Annotated in this window: 13 protein-coding genes and 3 pseudogenes; 10 read left to right on the top strand and 6 right to left on the bottom strand. The window is 54.4% G+C overall.

Features of this window, described 5'->3' with window-relative positions; genetic code table 11:
- Window positions 1-89 precede the first annotated feature (89 nt).
- The 7 genes and pseudogenes from H3L92_RS06675 to H3L92_RS06645 form a co-directional block, all read left to right on the top strand.
- Window positions 90-407 carry a multidrug transporter MatE gene (locus H3L92_RS06675; RefSeq protein WP_085365881.1) on the top strand — a complete coding sequence of 106 codons (318 nt, stop codon included), beginning with the start codon at window positions 90-92 and terminating at the stop codon, window positions 405-407.
- A gap of 60 nt (window positions 408-467) precedes the next feature.
- Window positions 468-1598 (top strand): glycosyltransferase family 4 protein, encoded by a 1131-nt coding sequence (locus H3L92_RS06670; RefSeq protein WP_085365880.1) that lies wholly within the window; start codon window positions 468-470, stop codon window positions 1596-1598.
- Window positions 1599-1725: 127 nt separating this feature from the next.
- A complete protein-coding gene (gene hisF, locus H3L92_RS06665) occupies window positions 1726-2493 on the top strand; it encodes an imidazole glycerol phosphate synthase subunit HisF (RefSeq protein ID WP_085365879.1) in 768 nt (255 codons plus the stop codon).
- A gap of 205 nt (window positions 2494-2698) precedes the next feature.
- Complete coding sequence (gene ilvD, locus H3L92_RS06660) at window positions 2699-4561, top strand: dihydroxy-acid dehydratase (RefSeq protein WP_085365878.1); 1863 nt, start codon at window positions 2699-2701, stop codon at window positions 4559-4561.
- A 133-nt stretch (window positions 4562-4694) separates the two neighbouring features.
- A pseudogene (locus tag H3L92_RS13025) lies at window positions 4695-5239 on the top strand (IS630 family transposase); the annotation flags it as partial.
- Window positions 5240-5449: 210 nt separating this feature from the next.
- On the top strand, window positions 5450-6421 hold the full coding sequence (locus H3L92_RS06650; protein WP_115336331.1) for an IS5 family transposase: 972 nt from the start codon (window positions 5450-5452) through the stop codon (window positions 6419-6421).
- 137 nt (window positions 6422-6558) lie between these two features.
- Window positions 6559-6873 (top strand): annotated as a pseudogene (locus tag H3L92_RS06645) (IS630 family transposase); the annotation flags it as partial.
- A 244-nt stretch (window positions 6874-7117) separates the two neighbouring features.
- On the opposite strand, the gene H3L92_RS06640 reads toward H3L92_RS06645, so the two are convergent.
- Window positions 7118-7869 (bottom strand): IS5 family transposase gene (locus H3L92_RS06640; RefSeq protein WP_115336293.1). Its coding sequence is split into 2 segments (ribosomal slippage): window positions 7118-7536 and window positions 7536-7869, totalling 753 coding nucleotides; the frame shifts between segments, so codons are not numbered across the junction.
- A 304-nt stretch (window positions 7870-8173) separates the two neighbouring features.
- On the opposite strand from H3L92_RS06640, the pseudogene H3L92_RS06635 reads away from it, so the two are divergent.
- From H3L92_RS06635 to azu, 3 genes and pseudogenes are all read left to right on the top strand, one after another.
- A pseudogene (locus H3L92_RS06635) lies at window positions 8174-8926 on the top strand (formylglycine-generating enzyme family protein).
- Window positions 8927-9234: 308 nt separating this feature from the next.
- Window positions 9235-10497 carry a glutamyl-tRNA reductase gene (gene hemA, locus H3L92_RS06630; protein ID WP_085366269.1) on the top strand — a complete coding sequence of 421 codons (1263 nt, stop codon included), beginning with the start codon at window positions 9235-9237 and terminating at the stop codon, window positions 10495-10497.
- A gap of 379 nt (window positions 10498-10876) precedes the next feature.
- The gene (gene azu, locus H3L92_RS06625; protein WP_085366270.1) at window positions 10877-11461 is read left to right on the top strand and encodes an azurin; all 585 of its coding nucleotides are present in this window, start codon (window positions 10877-10879) and stop codon (window positions 11459-11461) included.
- Between the two features lie 106 nt (window positions 11462-11567).
- Here azu and H3L92_RS06620 read toward each other — a convergent pair whose 3' ends face one another.
- From H3L92_RS06620 to H3L92_RS06600, 5 genes are all read right to left on the bottom strand, one after another.
- Window positions 11568-12635, bottom strand: coding sequence for an AbrB family transcriptional regulator (locus H3L92_RS06620; protein ID WP_085366271.1), 1068 nt, complete (start codon window positions 12633-12635; stop codon window positions 11568-11570).
- Window positions 12636-12661: 26 nt separating this feature from the next.
- A complete protein-coding gene (locus H3L92_RS06615; RefSeq protein WP_158088158.1) occupies window positions 12662-12835 on the bottom strand; it encodes a hypothetical protein in 174 nt (57 codons plus the stop codon).
- 67 nt (window positions 12836-12902) lie between these two features.
- On the bottom strand, window positions 12903-14399 hold the full coding sequence (locus tag H3L92_RS06610; RefSeq protein ID WP_085366272.1) for a tripartite tricarboxylate transporter permease: 1497 nt from the start codon (window positions 14397-14399) through the stop codon (window positions 12903-12905).
- A gap of 13 nt (window positions 14400-14412) precedes the next feature.
- A complete protein-coding gene (locus H3L92_RS06605) occupies window positions 14413-14850 on the bottom strand; it encodes a tripartite tricarboxylate transporter TctB family protein (RefSeq protein ID WP_085366273.1) in 438 nt (145 codons plus the stop codon).
- Between the two features lie 134 nt (window positions 14851-14984).
- The gene (locus tag H3L92_RS06600) at window positions 14985-15980 is read right to left on the bottom strand and encodes a tripartite tricarboxylate transporter substrate binding protein (RefSeq protein WP_085366274.1); all 996 of its coding nucleotides are present in this window, start codon (window positions 15978-15980) and stop codon (window positions 14985-14987) included.
- Window positions 15981-16194 lie beyond the last annotated feature (214 nt).

The following is a 16194-nucleotide window of genomic DNA, read 5'->3' as shown; positions in this document are numbered from 1 at the left end:
AGGCCGTCTGAAACGGCTGCCGCAATCCGGCGGAAAACGTAAAAATATTTCAAACAACAGATTGTTTTTTATTAAAAAGGGGTAAAACCATGTTTCAGGCATTTGTTTTGGGCTTTTGGACGCTGTGGTCGTCCAGCCGCGATATCCGCGCCGTCAGCGAAGGGCTGGCCTTCACCATCATCAGCATATTAATCAGCATGGGTATAGATTTCGCGCTGCCGCAGATTGACGGGCAGTGGTGCGCGGTGATGGGTATTTTATGGGCCTATGCTTCATTGCTGTTCGCCATCGTCAACCGTGTTGCCGGCAGCTTTATGAGCACGATGGTATTGGCTGCCGTGGGCGCAATCGGCTATTACCAGCTTTTCGAGCGTCTGCCTGCCTGGGTGGCGGGTTTGGCGGCTTGACACAAACCGTTTTCCGGAAGCGCACCTGAATTGCTCGGCAAAATAATTTTGGAGACAAGTATGAAAATTGCAATGCTGTCCAGAGTGGTGTTTCTCGGCGGTGTAACGAATTATCTTATTGATCTGACTGAAGAGCTGATAAAAGAAGGGCATGATGTTTATCTGCTTTCTTATGGCGCCCGCTATAAAGAATCAAAAGAAAACATGGGGCAGTTCAACCGCCTGCTCGACACGGGAATCAAGTTTATCGAAATAGATTTTCCGATTAATAAAACCAGCAAGGCGGTTTATGTGTTGAACTTGATCCGCAGTATTTTGGCGTGCAGAAAAGCCCTCAAAAAGCACCAATTCGACATCATACATATCCACACACCGATATTGTCGCTCGTGCCGAAGTTTTTGGGGTTGAAATTCGTGCGCACCCGCCACGGTATGGACAACAAATATCCGATATTGGATTACCGGGCAAGCAAAGAGATCGCCATCAGCAGCGAGATTTACGATATGCTGAAAAACCGTTATCAATACGGCGATAAAGATTTATATCTGATTCATAACGGGGTTTCTAAAGAAAAATATTATAAAAATCTGAGCGATGGCGAAAAAGAAACGCTGAAGCGCAAACACGGCATTTCAACCGGCAAGGTGGTTATCGGGTTGGTTGCCTCATTCGAATATAACAAAGGGCACGATATTCTGCTGGATGCCGTCGACGGCCTGCCGCCTGAAATAAAAGAAAAAATTGAAATTGTGTTTGTCGGCTCTTCGGCAGAAAGCCAAATCAACAGCGTGCAGCAGAAAATACGCGATATGGGTTTAACCGAAATGGTGAAAATCCTGCCGTTCCAGCCGCTCACCGAAATTTATCCGATGATAGACATCATGGTGCTGCCTTCGCGCGTAGAGGGGTTCGGCTTGGTGGTGGTTGAAGCGATGCTGATGGGGTGTTGCGTGGTTCGCAGCAACACGGGCGGGGCTTATGATCAGATTGAGCACGGAAAAACCGGCTATATTTTTGAAAACGGCAATATTGAACAGTTTCGGCAATATTTGCACGAGTTAGTTAGCGATCCGGAAAAAAGAGCCGCGTTTGCCGCAGCAGGCCAACAAAAAGCGTTGGCATCGTTTACCGGCGAAGTTATGGCAAAAAAAACATTGGACGTGTATAACGATTTGCTCGGCGGCAATTAAACGCCAATAATGAAACCGGCCTTCAAATATTTTAGATTGGGCGCACCGGCGTTTAGCCGCACCAACCAAGGCCGTCTGAAAACACCCGTGCCGTTTTTTTCAGACGGCCTGCTTCGGGAAACACAATATGGCATTAGCAAAACGCATCATCCCCTGTTTGGACGTCGATAACGGCCGCGTGGTCAAAGGTGTGAATTTCGTCGGCCTGCGCGATGCGGGCAACCCCGTCGATGTGGCCAAACGCTACAACGACGAAGGCGCCGACGAGTTGACCTTTCTCGACATTACCGCCAGCAGCGACAACCGCGACACCATTCTGCATGTGATTGAAGACGTGGCTTCGCAGGTGTTTATCCCGCTAACCGTCGGCGGCGGCGTGCGCAGCGTGGCCGACGTGCGCCGCCTGCTCAATGCCGGCGCCGACAAAGCCAGCATCAACACCGCCGCCGTTACCAACCCCGATTTGGTTAACGAAGCGGCCGGTTTTTTCGGCTCGCAGGCGATTGTGGTGGCGATAGACGCCAAAGCCGTCAACCCGGAAAACACCCGTTGGGAAGTGTTTACCCACGGCGGTCGCAAGCCCACCGGCATTGATGCGGTGGAATGGGCGAAAAACATGCAGGCGCGCGGCGCGGGCGAAATCCTGCTCACCAGCATGGACAGGGACGGCACCAAAGCCGGCTTCAACCTGCCGCTCACCCGCGCCGTTTCCGAGGCGGTGGATATTCCCGTGATTGCTTCCGGCGGCGTGGGCAACGTGCAGCACCTGATCGACGGCGTGAAAGAAGGCAAAGCCGATGCGGTGCTGGCGGCCAGCATTTTCCACTTCGGCGAAGTGGGCATACACGAAGCCAAACTGGCTATGCGCGCAGCCGGTATCGAAGTGCGCTTGTAAGCCTTAGGGCGTGTAGTCGACCGCGTTGCGGCGGCATTTTTGGTTAAAATCCTGACTACACTCCTTAAAAAAACATCGTCAAACGTATTTATTTAAGGCCGTCTGAAAACGGTTTCTGCAACATATTTGCAACCGCAAAACCGATATTCAAACCGCTGCAATCTTTCAGACGGCCTGCAACCGATTCAGAAAAAGGATAACAACCATGCCAGCCTACCGCTCCAAAACCTCCACCCACGGCCGCAATATGGCCGGCGCCCGCGCATTGTGGCGCGCCACCGGCGTGGCCGACGAAGATTTCGGCAAGCCGATTATCGCCATCGCCAACTCGTTCACCCAATTCGTGCCCGGCCATGTGCATTTGCACGATTTGGGTCAGATGGTTGCCCGCGAAATCGAAAAGGCGGGCGGCTTGGCCAAAGAGTTCAACACCATCGCGGTGGACGACGGCATCGCCATGGGCCACGGCGGCATGCTCTACAGCCTGCCCAGCCGCGATTTGATTGCCGATTCGGTGGAGTATATGGTGAACGCCCACTGCGCCGACGCGCTGGTGTGCATTTCCAACTGCGACAAAATCACCCCCGGCATGCTGATGGCCGCCATGCGCCTGAACATCCCCACCGTGTTTGTTTCCGGCGGGCCGATGGAAGCGGGTAAAGTGATCGGCGTGGCCAATATCGTTGACGAGCGCAAGCTCGATTTGGTCGATGCGATGGTTGATGCCGCCGACGACAACGTGAGTGATGAAGCAGTGGCCGCGGTAGAGCGTTCCGCCTGCCCCACCTGCGGCTCGTGTTCGGGCATGTTTACCGCCAACTCGATGAACTGTCTCACCGAAGCACTCGGTTTGTCGCTGCCCGGCAACGGCTCGCTGCTGGCCACCCATGCCGGCCGCAAAGAGCTGTTTCTCGAAGCGGGCCGCTTGATTGTGGAAATCACCAAACGCTATTACGAACAAGACGACGCGAGCGTACTGCCGCGCAGCATCGCCACCAAAGCCGCGTTTGAAAACGCCATGAGCCTCGATGTGGCGATGGGCGGCTCCACCAACACCGTGCTGCACTTGCTGGCCGCCGCCAACGAAGCCGAGGTGGATTTCAAAATGGCCGACATCGACCGCATCAGCCGCCAAGTGCCGTGCCTGTGCAAAGTTGCGCCCACCACGCAGAAATACCACATGGAAGACGTTCACCGCGCCGGCGGCGTGATGGGGATTTTGGCCGAACTCGACCGCGCCGGCTGCCTGCAAACCGATGTTTCCACCGTGCACGCACCCACGCTGAAACACGCGCTGGCACAATGGGACGTGATGAATCCCGCCAACGAAGCGGCGCATGCGCGTTACAAAGCCGCACCCGGCGGCGTGCGCACCACCCAGGCGTTTTCGCAAAACCGCCAGTGGCCGAGCTTGGATTTAGACCGCGAAAACGGCTGTATCCGCAGCAAAGAGTTTGCCTATTCGCAAGACGGCGGCTTGGCCGTACTGTTCGGCAACATCGCCGAGCGCGGCTGCGTGGTGAAAACCGCCGGCGTGGACGACAGCATCTTGAAATTTACCGGCCGCACCCGCGTGTTTGAAAGCCAAGACAGCGCCGTGGCCGGCATTTTGGACAACCAAATCGTGGCCGGCGACATCGTGATTATCCGCTACGAAGGCCCCAAAGGCGGCCCCGGCATGCAGGAAATGCTCTATCCCACGAGCTACCTGAAATCGAAAGGCTTGGGCAAAGCCTGCGCCCTGCTTACCGACGGCCGTTTTTCAGGCGGCACTTCCGGTTTGAGCATCGGCCACGTTTCTCCCGAAGCGGCCGAAGGCGGCGCCATCGGCTTGGTGCGCGAGGGCGATACCGTTGAAATCGACATCCCCAACCGCAGCATCCGCCTGGCCGTATCCGACGAAGAACTGGCCGGCCGTCGCGCCGAAATGGAAGCACGCGGCGCAAAAGCATGGCAACCCGAAAACCGCGACCGCCACGTTTCCGCCGCCCTGCGCGCCTACGCCGCGATGACCACTTCCGCCGACACCGGCGCCGTGCGCGATGTGAGCCAGGTGGAGCGCAAATAGCCGCAAAATAATAGCGAATCAAAAACGAGCGTGCTTTTTCAAAGAGTTGCCCGTTTTTTGTGATTGGAATTGGGGAATATAGTGAATTAAAATAAGAATTCCGAACTTTACTCCCCCTTACCAGCAGAAAAAAATGGCCTACCCGATAGAACTCCGACAAAAAGCAATCGAATATTACCGGCAATGCCAAAATGCAAGCCAAGTCTGCCGTGTATATGGTATCAGCGACAAAACGCTGAGCAGTTGGCTGCGACTCTATGAACAAACAGGTTCACTGGCGCATCAAGTCAAAGGTGGTAATGCCACAAAAATAGACAGGCAACAGCTTTCAGACTATCTCGAACAGCATCCTGATGCCTACCTGCACGAAATCGCAGAACATTTAGGGTGCAGCGCCCCAAATGTCAGCTACCTGCTCAAAGTCATGGGCATCACACGAAAAAAAAGACCACCACATACAAAGAACAAAAACCCGAACAAGTAGCCGCTTATCAACAAGCATTGAGCCAATATACTGACTATCAAGCAGTTTTTCTTGATGAAACAGGGTTCGACACCTTTTTTTACCGCCCTTACGCTTACTCGAAAAAAGGCGTACCCGTCAAAGCACAAATCAGCGGCAGAAAATACCAACGTATTTCATTGGTTGCGGCACAAATCCAAGGTAAAGGCAGCCTGAGACCTTTGCAAAAAAACCAAAACTCCTCTAAATTCTCCTAAAGAATTCAGAGGAGTTTTTTATGAACAGCTTTTTCCACCAACAAGCCCAAATATAGTGAATTCAAATAAAAACTCCGAAATGAAATAACTGCATTCAAACTTGCAATTGGGCGATATGCTAAAGAATCGTTTTACCCTACTTCGGCATTCTTATTTTAATCCACTATAATGATGAGCAAACATATCGACAGCTACCCGTTGCTCAAAATTAACCAGCTACTCGATTGGCAGCCCATCGAACAACTTCTCAACCGGCAAAAGACCCGTTACATCCGCGACCACCGCGGTCGCCCCGCCTATCCGCTACTGCCCATGCTCAAAGCCGTATTGCTCGGCCAATGGCACAGCCTTTCCGATCCGGAATTGGAACGCTGTTTAGCCACCCGTCTGGATTTCTACTTCTTCTGCGGGTTTGATGAGGTCTCCTTACCTGACCACAGCACCCTCTGCCGTTTCCGCAATTGGCTGGCACAGGATGACACCTTAGCCCGGCTTCTCGAACTGATTAACTGCCAGCTGACCCAAAAAGGCTTAAAAATAGAGAAAGCCCCGGCGGCAGTAATTGACGCCACCATCATCCAAACTGCCGGAGGCAAACAGCGTCAGGCTATCGAAACCGATGAAAACGGCATCACCGCCGAAACCTTGCCCAGCAAAGACAAGGATGCGCGCTGGGTGAAGAAAGAGGGCAAATTCACCTTGGGCTACAAACAACACACCCGCACCGATTCAGAAGGCTATATCGAGAAACTGCACATCACTCCGGCCAACGCCCATGAATGCAACCATTTCGAACCGCTGTTGGACGGCATCGCACCCGGAACAACCGTCTATGCCGATAAAGGGTATGACAGTAAAGCCAACCGGGAACATCTGCAAAGCAAACAGCTATCCGACGGCATTATGCGTAAGGCACACCGGGGCAAACCTTTAACGGAGCATGAGAAACAGCGCAATACGCAGCTGTCGAAAGTGCGTTATGTGGTCGAGCAAACCTTCGGTACGCTGCACCGGAAGTTCGGCTGTAAAAGAGCGCGTTATTTTGGCTTACGGAAAGTGCTGGCGCAAAGCCATTTGAAAGCGGTGTGCCTGAACCTGCTAAAGGCAGCCAACAGGCTTTGTGTGCCTGCTGCTGCCTGAAAAGGCAATGGACACCCCGATAAAGGGGCTAATTGAGGGAAATATGGACGAGAAACACGTCTGAAAATGCAAAAACGGTTACCTTGATTGTTCAGGTAACCGTTTGGATGGAGTAGCTGGTATTTCGCAAAGGTCTCAGCCTGATTGCCCCCATGACCTATTGCGGCACCATGGACGGCAGCCTGTTCGAAGCATGGTTTGAGCAAATGCTGCTGCCCGAACTGACGGAGAGATCCGTCATCATTATGGACAATGCCCGTTTCCACCGTATGGCGGTTTTGACTGAAATGGCGCAGAAGCAGGGACATAAAGTATTGCCCCTTGCTCCTTATTCACCCGAGCTTAATCCGATTGAAAAGGTATGGGCGAATATTAAAAAGCATTTGCGGAAAGTTTTACCTGCCGTGGGAGATTTTATGACTGCACTGCTACGTAGTTCTTATTTTAATTGACTATATTTTCAGACGATCTGGAGTCTTTGCGTTGTTGGAAACGGTCGGGTTGTTTACACTTTTTATGCTAAACGGCCTTTATTTTTTGTTGAAATGATTGTTTCGTGATTTTCGAGTATTTTCAAGAATTACGCGGCTTCGCAGTGCTTTTCGATATTCTTGACAGCCTTCAAAAATCCCAAAATGGGTTTTAAGCAAAAAAATGAAAAGTGTAAGCAATGCTAGGGTTTGTCGACATTCAAGTTTACCTTAATTTCAATACGGCAGCAGCAAGGTAAATATTGGCAGCAAAAGATTGGTCGGTTTTTTCTGCGCGCATCGCAATCTTTTTGAATTCTTTGAGTTTGCAAAAAAAGTTCTCAATCAAATGTCGCCAGCAATACATCATCTTGTCGTGTTCCCGCTGCAATTTGCGGTTGTTACGCGGCGGAATAACCACCTTACTCCCCCTTTCGGTCAACTCTTCGACCAGCCAGTCGGCATCAAAGGCTTTATCCGCCAATAAAGCATCAAATTCCTTTTCTTTAATCAGCGGTTCTACGCCGCAAATGTCATTGCGCTGACCAGGCATCAGTTTGAAGTCAATCAGGTTCCCCAAAGCATCCACCATAGCCAAAATCTTGGTCGTCATCCCGCCTTTGGATTGGCCGATGGCCTGATTTAGAGTCCCCCTTTTGCACCCTGACCGTGGCGGTGAACTTTGACGATTGTGCCGTCAATCATGACATACTCCATATCGAGATCACGGTTCAGTTCTTCAAAAATATCATGAAAACGGTCGGCCAAGACCCATCTGCGGTAGCGTTTGTGGATACTTTTCCAATTACCGAACTCTTCGGGCAGATCGCGCCAAGGACTGCCGGTACGGATAATCCATAGTATGGCTTCTATAAATAATCGGTTATCGACAGCGGTTCGGCCGGCATCGCCAACTTTTCCTTGGCATAAAGGCTCAATTTTTGCCCACTGTGCATCGGTCAGAATATATCTGGTCATGAGGATAGGATACACTGAAAACTTGAATGTCGACAGACCCTAGTATTGTTTACACTTGTTGTTTTTCTGAGGGACTATTTTGGGATTTTTGAGGGTTGTCGAAAATCCCAAAAAGCACGGCGAATCTACGTAATTCTTGAGAATATTCAAAGATCGTAAAACAATCATTTTAGTAAAAATGAATAGCTGTTTTGCATAATTAAAGTGTAGGTAACCCGGCATTTTCCAAAAACCGAAACCTTTGCAGAGTCTCGGTTTTGTCCACTTGTAAAGGCCGTCTGAAAAAACATCACGGAGCACCGCCATGAATACCGCACCACTGCTCGCCGCCGTTCTGCTGATTGCCGCAGGCACGGCGGCCGCCGCCGAAATGGCCAAAGTGAATGGCGGCCGATACCGCCCGCTCTACCTGAAAAAAGACACACCCATGATCAGTGTGAAAGCGTTTCAGCTCGACATCCTGCCCGTTACCAACGCCCGATTCGCCGCCTTCGTGCAAAAACACCCGCAATGGTAGCGCGGCAGAGCAAGCAGCAAACAGGCTGAGCCGGGTTATCTGCGCCATTGGGTAAAAAGCGGCAACGGTTATGCGCCGCTCAAAAGCGATTTGAACAAACCCGTTACCAACGTTTCATGGTTTGCCGCCCACGCCTACTGCACCGCCCAAGGCAAACGCCTGCCCACCATCGACGAATGGGAGTTCGCCGGCCAGGCTTCCCAAACCCGCATCAACGGCACGGCCGAACCGGGTTATAACCGCACCATTCTCGATTGGTATGCCGAAGGCAGCCGCAAAGGCTTGCGCGATGTCGGCCAAAGCAAACCCAATTATTGGGGTATTCACGATATGCACGGCCTGATTTGGGAATGGACCGAAGACTTCAACAGCAGCCTGCTCACTTCCGCCTCGGCGGCCGGCAGCAATATGTTTTGCAGCGGCGCATCGGCAGGCTCGGCCGACCCGAGCGACTACGCCGCCTTTATGCGCTACGGCATCCGCACGAGTTTGCAGGCCAAGTTCGTGCTGCACAATCTGGGTTTCCGCTGCGCCAAATAAAATAGCGTAATATATCAGCAATCCGCAACTGCATGGTATTCAACGCTTGCTTATCATGTTTAAATGGCCTTTAAACTTCCAGGCTAGCTGGTGGAAACGTTGGCTATCACTCTGCCGGGCAGCACCATTAAAACCGTGTTTGGGTTTTTCGATAACGGCAAAATCGTGTGCACATACCCCGCCGCAGCCTTTCAGACGGCCTGCCAAACGCCCGCAGCCATCAAGTTCCGCTATCGCCCCAACATTTTTTTCAATCGCAACTTCGGCTATAATAGCGCGCTGCCACTCCCTTATCTTCACCGATCACAATGCAACTCACCGCCGTCGGCCTCAACCACCAAACCGCCCCCCTGAGCATACGCGAAAAGCTGGCCTTTGCCGCCGCCGGCCTGCCCGATGCCCTGCGCGCGCTGGCCGCCGACGCCGCCGTGAAAGAAGCGGTGATTCTTTCCACCTGCAACCGCACCGAGCTTTACTGCGTGGGCGATGCCGAACACATCGTCCGCTGGCTGGCCGACTACCACCGGCTCGACATCGAAGAAATCCGCCCCTATCTCTACACCCTCGGTTGCAGCGACACCATACGCCACGCCTTCCGCGTGGCCTGCGGCTTGGATTCCATGGTGCTGGGCGAGCCGCAGATTCTCGGCCAAATCAAAGACGCCGTGCGGGTGGCGCAAGAGCAGCAAACGGTGGATACCTGGCTCAACGCCCTGTTTCAGAAAACCTTTGCCGTTGCCAAAGAAGTGCGCACCGGCACGGCGGTGGGCGAAAACTCGGTTTCCATGGCAGCCGCGTCGGTTAAGATGGCCGAGCAGATTTTCCCGTCGGTGGGCGATTTGAACGTGTTGTTTATCGGCGCCGGCGAAATGATCGAGCTGGTGGCCACCTATTTTGCCGCCAAAACCCCGCGCCTGATTACCGTGGCCAACCGCACGCTGCCCCGCGCACAGGAATTGTGCGAAAAATTGGGCGTGAACGCCGAACCGCGCCTGCTCGCCGAACTGCCCGAAATCCTGCACGAATACGATGTGGTGGTGTCCTCCACCGCCAGCCAGCTGCCCATTGTCGGCAAAGGCATGGTGGAGCGCGCGCTCAAGCAGCGCCACCATATGCCCGTGTTTATGCTTGATCTGGCCGTGCCGCGCGACATCGAAGCCGAAGTGGAAGATTTAAACGATATTTATCTCTACACGGTTGACGACATCGCCAATATCGTCCAAACCGGCCAGCAGGCGCGCCAAAAAGCCGCTGCCGAAGCCGAAATGATGGTCGAGCAGAAAGTGGCCGAATTCGTCGAATGGCAGCGCAGCCGCCAAAGCGTGCCGCTGATCCGCGCCCTGCGCGACGAAGGCGAACGCGCACGCCGACAAGTGCTTGAAAATGCCATGAAACAACTCGCCAAAGGCACTGCGCCCGAAGAAGTGTTGGAGCGTTTGTCGGTGCAGCTCACCAACAAACTGCTGCACTCGCCCACCCGCACCTTAAACAAGGCCGGCTCGCAGAATCAGAATCTGGTTGATGCCGTGGCGCAGATTTACGATTTGGAACACCCGAACAACGGTTTGTGAAGCGTTCGAACCTTGCCGGCATCCCATTCGGGCCGAGACCTTTGCACAACTCCCTATCTGCGGCGCATTTCCGTGTGGTGTGTTTATGCCCTTTAGGGTACTTGCCAGCTCGCTTAGCCTTGTATTTGATGTGTTTGCACCCGCTGCGCTGCTACGCCTTGAACTGCATCCGCATCCGGGGGCAAAGGTCTCGTGGCCGTCTGAAAACGGTGTTTGCCGCTTTTGTTTTTCAGACGGCCTGCAAGTAGTCTGCAACGGCAGCGCACACGGTGCGGAATAATATAGGTTGAAACTGACCCAAATCAAACACCGCCGGAAAGAATCCGCAGATAATCCGTAGGTGTTTTTTAAAGCTTTTAACCCGATACGGAGCTGTTTCATGAAAACTTATTTAGCTTTGATTTCCGCAGCCGCTTTCGCCTTAAGCGCCTGCGGCGGGCAGGAAACCGCTGCCCCCGCAGCCCAGCCGGCCGCTTCTGAAGCAACCGCGGCATCCGCAGCTTCGGCCGCGCCCGCCTCCGAGGCCGCATCGGCTGAAGCATCTGCCGCTTCCGACAGCACCGCCGCTGCCCCGGCAGAAGGATGCGAAGTGGTGGTGAATTCCGACGATCAGATGAAGTTCGACAAACAAGAGTTGGAAATTAAAAAATCCTGCAAAGAATTCAAAATCGTGTTGAAACACACCGGCAAAATGCCCAAAGCGGCGATGGGGCACAATATCGTGATTTCCAAAGCCGAAGACGCGCAGGGCGTGGTGAGTGACGGCGCAGGCGCAACCGCCGAGAAAGATTTTGTGAAAGAAGGCGACGCCCGCGTGATTGCCTATACCAAATTAATCGGCGGCGGCGAAGAAACTTCGGTTACGGTTGACCCGTCCAAATTCGCCGAAGGCAGCCAATATGAGTTTTACTGCACCTTCCCCGGCCACTACGGCCTGATGCGCGGCACGGTGAAACTGATTTGATGCGGATAACCTGCATATAACCAAAACGGCCTGTGAATAACAGGCCGTTTTTTATGGGGTTTAATGGCGGCGGTCAGGCATTTCAGACGGCCTTTTTCAGACGGCCTTAAGGTGTTTTTGCAAGGGTTTCCGTCTGCTTTTTTTCAAAACGCGGCCTGAGTTTGTGGCACAGAATGCCCGCGGTGCCGACCACCGCCACCATGCGCGAAACGTGGAAGGCGGTAACAATCGGCACGCCCAGTTGCAGCACTTTGGCGGTGATGGTCATTTCGGCCACGCCGCCGGGCGACAACCCCAAACCCAGCGTGGGTAGGGGGATGGTGCTGATTTGTGCCAGCAGATAGGTGACGGCGGCGGTTAGGGCCAGCGACAAACTCACGCTCACGGCCACCACGCCGAGCAGGCGCGGGGCGGAGCGGAAAAAGCCCGGCGCGAAACGGTTGCCCAGCGCCCAGCCGATAAAGAGCTGGCCGATGTGGGAAACGGAAACGGGCACGGCCGACAAGTGGATACCGGCCAAAGTGAGCAGCGTGGCGGCCAAAAGCGGGCCGAACGTCCACGGGTTAGACCATTTCCGCCATTCGAACAGGCGGGCAACCACAAAAGAGCAGGCAAACAGCAGCGCCAAACCGCCCCAATGCACGGTGGTGTTTTGGCTTAAGCCGCTGCTGTCGGTGTGGTGGTAGCCCATATATTGGTAGAAAAACGGCACGATGGTGACAATCATCAGCACCCGCAGCGAATGGGCGGACACCACTTTGGCAACCTGTGCGCCTTGTTGGTCGGCCATATTGGCCATTTCGCTGGCGCCGCCCATGGCCGAGGCATACCACGCGGTGGTGAAATCCACGCCGGCATAACGATAAACCAGTATGCTGCCGATAATGCCCAGCCCGATCGAAAACGCCATACCGAAAACCAGCAGCGGCCAATGCGCCAGCAACACCCCCGCCATCTGCGGCGTAAAATACAAGCCGAGCGAAGTGCCGATAACGGCCAACCCCGCTTTGCGGCAGAAAGCGGGCGCTTTCACCGGCACGTTGTTCAGGCTTAACACGGCACTGGCCAGCAGCGAACCGAGCAGCCACGGAATCGGCAGTTTCAGCGCTTCTGCCGCCAACGCACCCACCAAGGCGGCGGCGAAGCCGGGCAGGTAGCGCAAAACGGTGTTCATGGTGGGGCATCTCCGGTAGGGCAAACTTATTTGGTCATGATATGGAACTGGGGCGTGTAGCCGTCCGCGTTGCGGCGGTATTTTTGGTTAAAGTCCGCATCTGCGGCGTTGGGCAGCATAGCGGACTGGCGAAGCCAAAATGCGCGCAAGATGTTCAATTTTACTGCGATTTTTGCCCGGTATCTGCGGATTTTTTTCAAAAAAACCTTCTGCCTGCACGCCTAATAAAGGCCGTCTGAAAAGTTTTCAGACGGCCTTTCATCAACATCAGGCGGCGGCTTTGCGGCGGCGCAGCCAGCGGTAAACCGGCAGCAGTACCATAAAGCCAGACAGCACCCACAACGACAAGGTAATCGGGCCGTGGAACAGAATGCCCACGTCGCCTTGCGAAATCGACAGCGCGCGGCGCAGGCTGGATTCCATCAGCTCGCCCAGCACATAACCCAGAATCAGGGCGGAAAGCGGGAAATTCAGTTTGCGCAGCATATAGCCCAAAATACCCAAACCGATCATCAGCACCAAATCGAAGGTGGTGCTGTGAATCGCATACACACCCACGAAGCTCACCGCCGCAATGGCCGGAATCAGAATATAGTTGGGAATATTCAGCAGCTTGGCAAAAAAGCCCACCAGCGGGATATTCAGCGCCAACAGAATGATGTTGCCGATAAACAGCGAAGCAATCAAACCCCACACGATATCGGGCTGTTCGCTGAAAAGCTGCGGGCCGGGGGTGATGTTGTAGAGCGTTAACGCGCCCATCATCACCGCCGTGGTACCCGAGCCGGGCACGCCCAGCGTGAGCATGGGAATAAACGAACCGCAGGCCGAAGCATTGTTGGCCGCTTCGGGGGCGGCGATGCCGCGCAGGTCGCCCTCGCCGAAGGTGCCGTTTTTGCCGGCGATTTTTTTCTCGTTGGTGTACGACATCGCGCTGGCAATCGTTGCGCCCGCGCCGGGCAGCACACCGATAAAGAAACCGGCCACGCCGCTGCGGATAATCGCGCCCATGCTGAACATCAGCTCTTTCAGGTTGAAGAGCGCGCGTTTGCCCTGAGTCAGCGCCTTTTGGCCGCTTTCGGTGTGTTCCAGCATAATCAGGATTTCGCTGATGCTGAAAAAGCCGATAACGATGGTGGTGAACTGGATGCCGTCTGAAAGGTTGACCGAATCGAAGGTGAAACGGTAAACGCCGGTAACCGCATCCATGCCCACCATCGCCAATGCCAAACCGATTAAGGCCGAAACGGCGGTTTTAACCGGCTGGTCGCCCACCAGGCCGCTCAAACAGGTGATGGCGAACACCATCAGCACAAAATATTCGGCAGGGCCGAATGCAATCGCCCAATTCGCCAGCAGCGGTGCGAACAAAACCACGCCTACGGTGGCGATGGTGCTGCCGATAAACGAGCTGGCGGCAGAGAGCGAAAGCGCAATGCCCGCCTTGCCCTGTTTGGCCAGCGGATAACCGTCGAGCGTGGACATAATCGCCGCCGCGTCGCCCGGCACATTAATCAGAATCGCCGAAATGCGCCCGCCGTATTCGCAGCCCAAATACACCGCAGCCAAAAGAATCAGCGCCGACTCTGGCGGCAGTCCCAGCGCAAAGGCAAACGGCAGCAGCAGTGCCACGCCGTTAATCGGCCCCAGGCCCGGCAGCATGCCCACAATGGTGCCGATAAACGCGCCGATCAGCGCCAGCAGCAGGTTTTGCGGCAGCAGCGCCACCTGAAAGCCCGACATCAAATATTGCAAAGTTTCCATTTATATCCGCCTTTCAACCGAAAAAGCCCAAGGGCAGCGGCACATCGAAGGCCAGATCGAACAGCGCGTAAAAAAGCGCCCCCAAAACCATGCCCGACACCGCGCAGGGCAGCGTGCGGCCGCCGAACAGCTTGCCGATGCCGAACGACATCAGCGCGGTGGCGAGCGGAAAGCCCAGCACTTCGAATAACACGGCGTAAGCGCCCAAAAACACAATGCACAGGCCGACTTTTTTCAAAATGGCGGGCGTGTAGCCCAAATTGATATATTCGCCGCGCGGCCGCACCACCAAAAACAGGCAGCACAAGGCCAAAAGCGAGAGAATCAGCATCGGATAAGGGCGCGGCCCCAGCGGGTCGTAAGACACCGGTGCGGTATAGCCGAAGGCCAGATAGAGTAATCCGAGCGCTGCCAAAAGCAGCGCGGCGGAAAACAAACGTTCGATTTTCATGAAGCGAAACTCCGTTTGAAGACAGAAAGTTATTTTGTGCGGCAATGGTTTTTCAGACGGCCTTCAGCAAAAAATCAGGCCGTCTGAAAAAACGGCAACCGGAGCAGCAATAAGTTTCCGGTTGCCGTTTTGCGTTACTTGGTCAGCTCGAACTCTTTAGACAGCGCGCGCATTTCTTCGGTGGATTTTTCAACATACTGTTTCAGCTCGTCGCCCGTCATCTCGAACGGCAACAAGTCGCGCTGGCTGCGCAGCTCGGCGAATTTCGGGTCTTTCAGCATGGCGTCGAAATGGGTTTTCCACCAGTTGTAGGATTCGTCGCTCACTTTCGGGCCCATATAGTAGCCGCGGATAACCGGCCACTGCACGTCGTAACCCTGTTCTTTGGCGGTGGGGATGTCTTTGAGCTTGCCTTGCAGGCGCTCGGGTGAGAACACCGCCAACACGCGGATTTTGCCGGCTTCGATGTGCGGCCCCATCTCGGCGATGCCCGCGCTGACCACGTTGATGTGGTTGCCCAACACGGCGGTTACCGCCTCGCCGCCGCCTTCAAGCGCAACGTAGGTCATGTCTTTCGGGTTGACGCCGGCGGCTTTGGCCACCATTGCCGTTTGCAGCCAGTCTTGCCCGCCCACGCTGCCGCCCGCACCGAAGCTTACCGATTTCGGGTCTTTCTTCAGCGCGTCTACCAAATCTTGCAGGTTTTTCAGCGGCGAGTCGGCGTTCACCGCCACCATGCCGTAGTCGGTGCCCACAGCCGCCAGCCAGCGCACGTCTTTTTCGGTGTATTGGCCGAACTTACCTTGCGCCAGATTCAGCAGCGAGCCGGTGGAAAACGCCACGATGGCATCGTTGTTGGCCGGATCGTTCGCCACGATTTTGTTGTAGGCCACCGCGCCCACGCCGCCGGGCATATAGGTTACGCGCATCGGCTTGTCGAGCTGGCCGGTATCTTTCAAACCGCTTTGCGCGAGTTTGCAGGTTAAGTCGAAGCCGCCGCCGGGTTTGGCGGGCGCGATGCATTCGGGTTTCGACGGTGCGCCTGCTCCGGCGCTGTCTTTCTTACAGGCGCCAAGCGTAAAAGCGGCGGCAACGGCCAAAGCCAATACGGTATATTGTTTGTGGTTCATGGCAAATTTCTCCGGTCGGTATGTGTTAAAAGCTGCCGGGGCAGCTTCAAAAGGGTTGTGGCGCAAAAATTAAATGACTCTTTGCGCTTTGTCAACATTGCTCAATAATTGTGAACAAAATCATGCTGCGCGGCAATATTTGTTAACAGCTTATTGAGTAAGGATTTAAAAAAACAGTTGCGGCACGGGTTGAAAAGCGATAAACAGCCAGTGG

Source organism: Neisseria dentiae (assembly GCF_014055005.1).
In the GTDB taxonomy this organism is placed as follows: Bacteria; Pseudomonadota; Gammaproteobacteria; order Burkholderiales; family Neisseriaceae; genus Neisseria; species Neisseria dentiae.
Note: the sequence above shows the minus strand (reverse complement) of the source record. Positions and strands in the feature narration are given on the sequence as shown.

What these genes read in the sequence shown, in the direction of transcription:
- azu (WP_085366270.1), top strand. Translation starts at nt 10,877, where the DNA reads ATGAAAACTTATTTAGCTTTGATTTCCGCAGCCGCTTTCGCCTTAAGC.
- H3L92_RS06620 (WP_085366271.1), bottom strand. Translation starts at nt 12,635, where the DNA reads ATGAACACCGTTTTGCGCTACCTGCCCGGCTTCGCCGCCGCCTTGGTG.
- ilvD (WP_085365878.1), top strand. Translation starts at nt 2,699, where the DNA reads ATGCCAGCCTACCGCTCCAAAACCTCCACCCACGGCCGCAATATGGCC.
- H3L92_RS06600 (WP_085366274.1), bottom strand. Translation starts at nt 15,980, where the DNA reads ATGAACCACAAACAATATACCGTATTGGCTTTGGCCGTTGCCGCCGCT.
- H3L92_RS06605 (WP_085366273.1), bottom strand. Translation starts at nt 14,850, where the DNA reads ATGAAAATCGAACGTTTGTTTTCCGCCGCGCTGCTTTTGGCAGCGCTC.
- hisF (WP_085365879.1), top strand. Translation starts at nt 1,726, where the DNA reads ATGGCATTAGCAAAACGCATCATCCCCTGTTTGGACGTCGATAACGGC.
- H3L92_RS06610 (WP_085366272.1), bottom strand. Translation starts at nt 14,399, where the DNA reads ATGGAAACTTTGCAATATTTGATGTCGGGCTTTCAGGTGGCGCTGCTG.
- H3L92_RS06675 (WP_085365881.1), top strand. Translation starts at nt 90, where the DNA reads ATGTTTCAGGCATTTGTTTTGGGCTTTTGGACGCTGTGGTCGTCCAGC.
- H3L92_RS06650 (WP_115336331.1), top strand. Translation starts at nt 5,450, where the DNA reads ATGATGAGCAAACATATCGACAGCTACCCGTTGCTCAAAATTAACCAG.
- H3L92_RS06670 (WP_085365880.1), top strand. Translation starts at nt 468, where the DNA reads ATGAAAATTGCAATGCTGTCCAGAGTGGTGTTTCTCGGCGGTGTAACG.
- hemA (WP_085366269.1), top strand. Translation starts at nt 9,235, where the DNA reads ATGCAACTCACCGCCGTCGGCCTCAACCACCAAACCGCCCCCCTGAGC.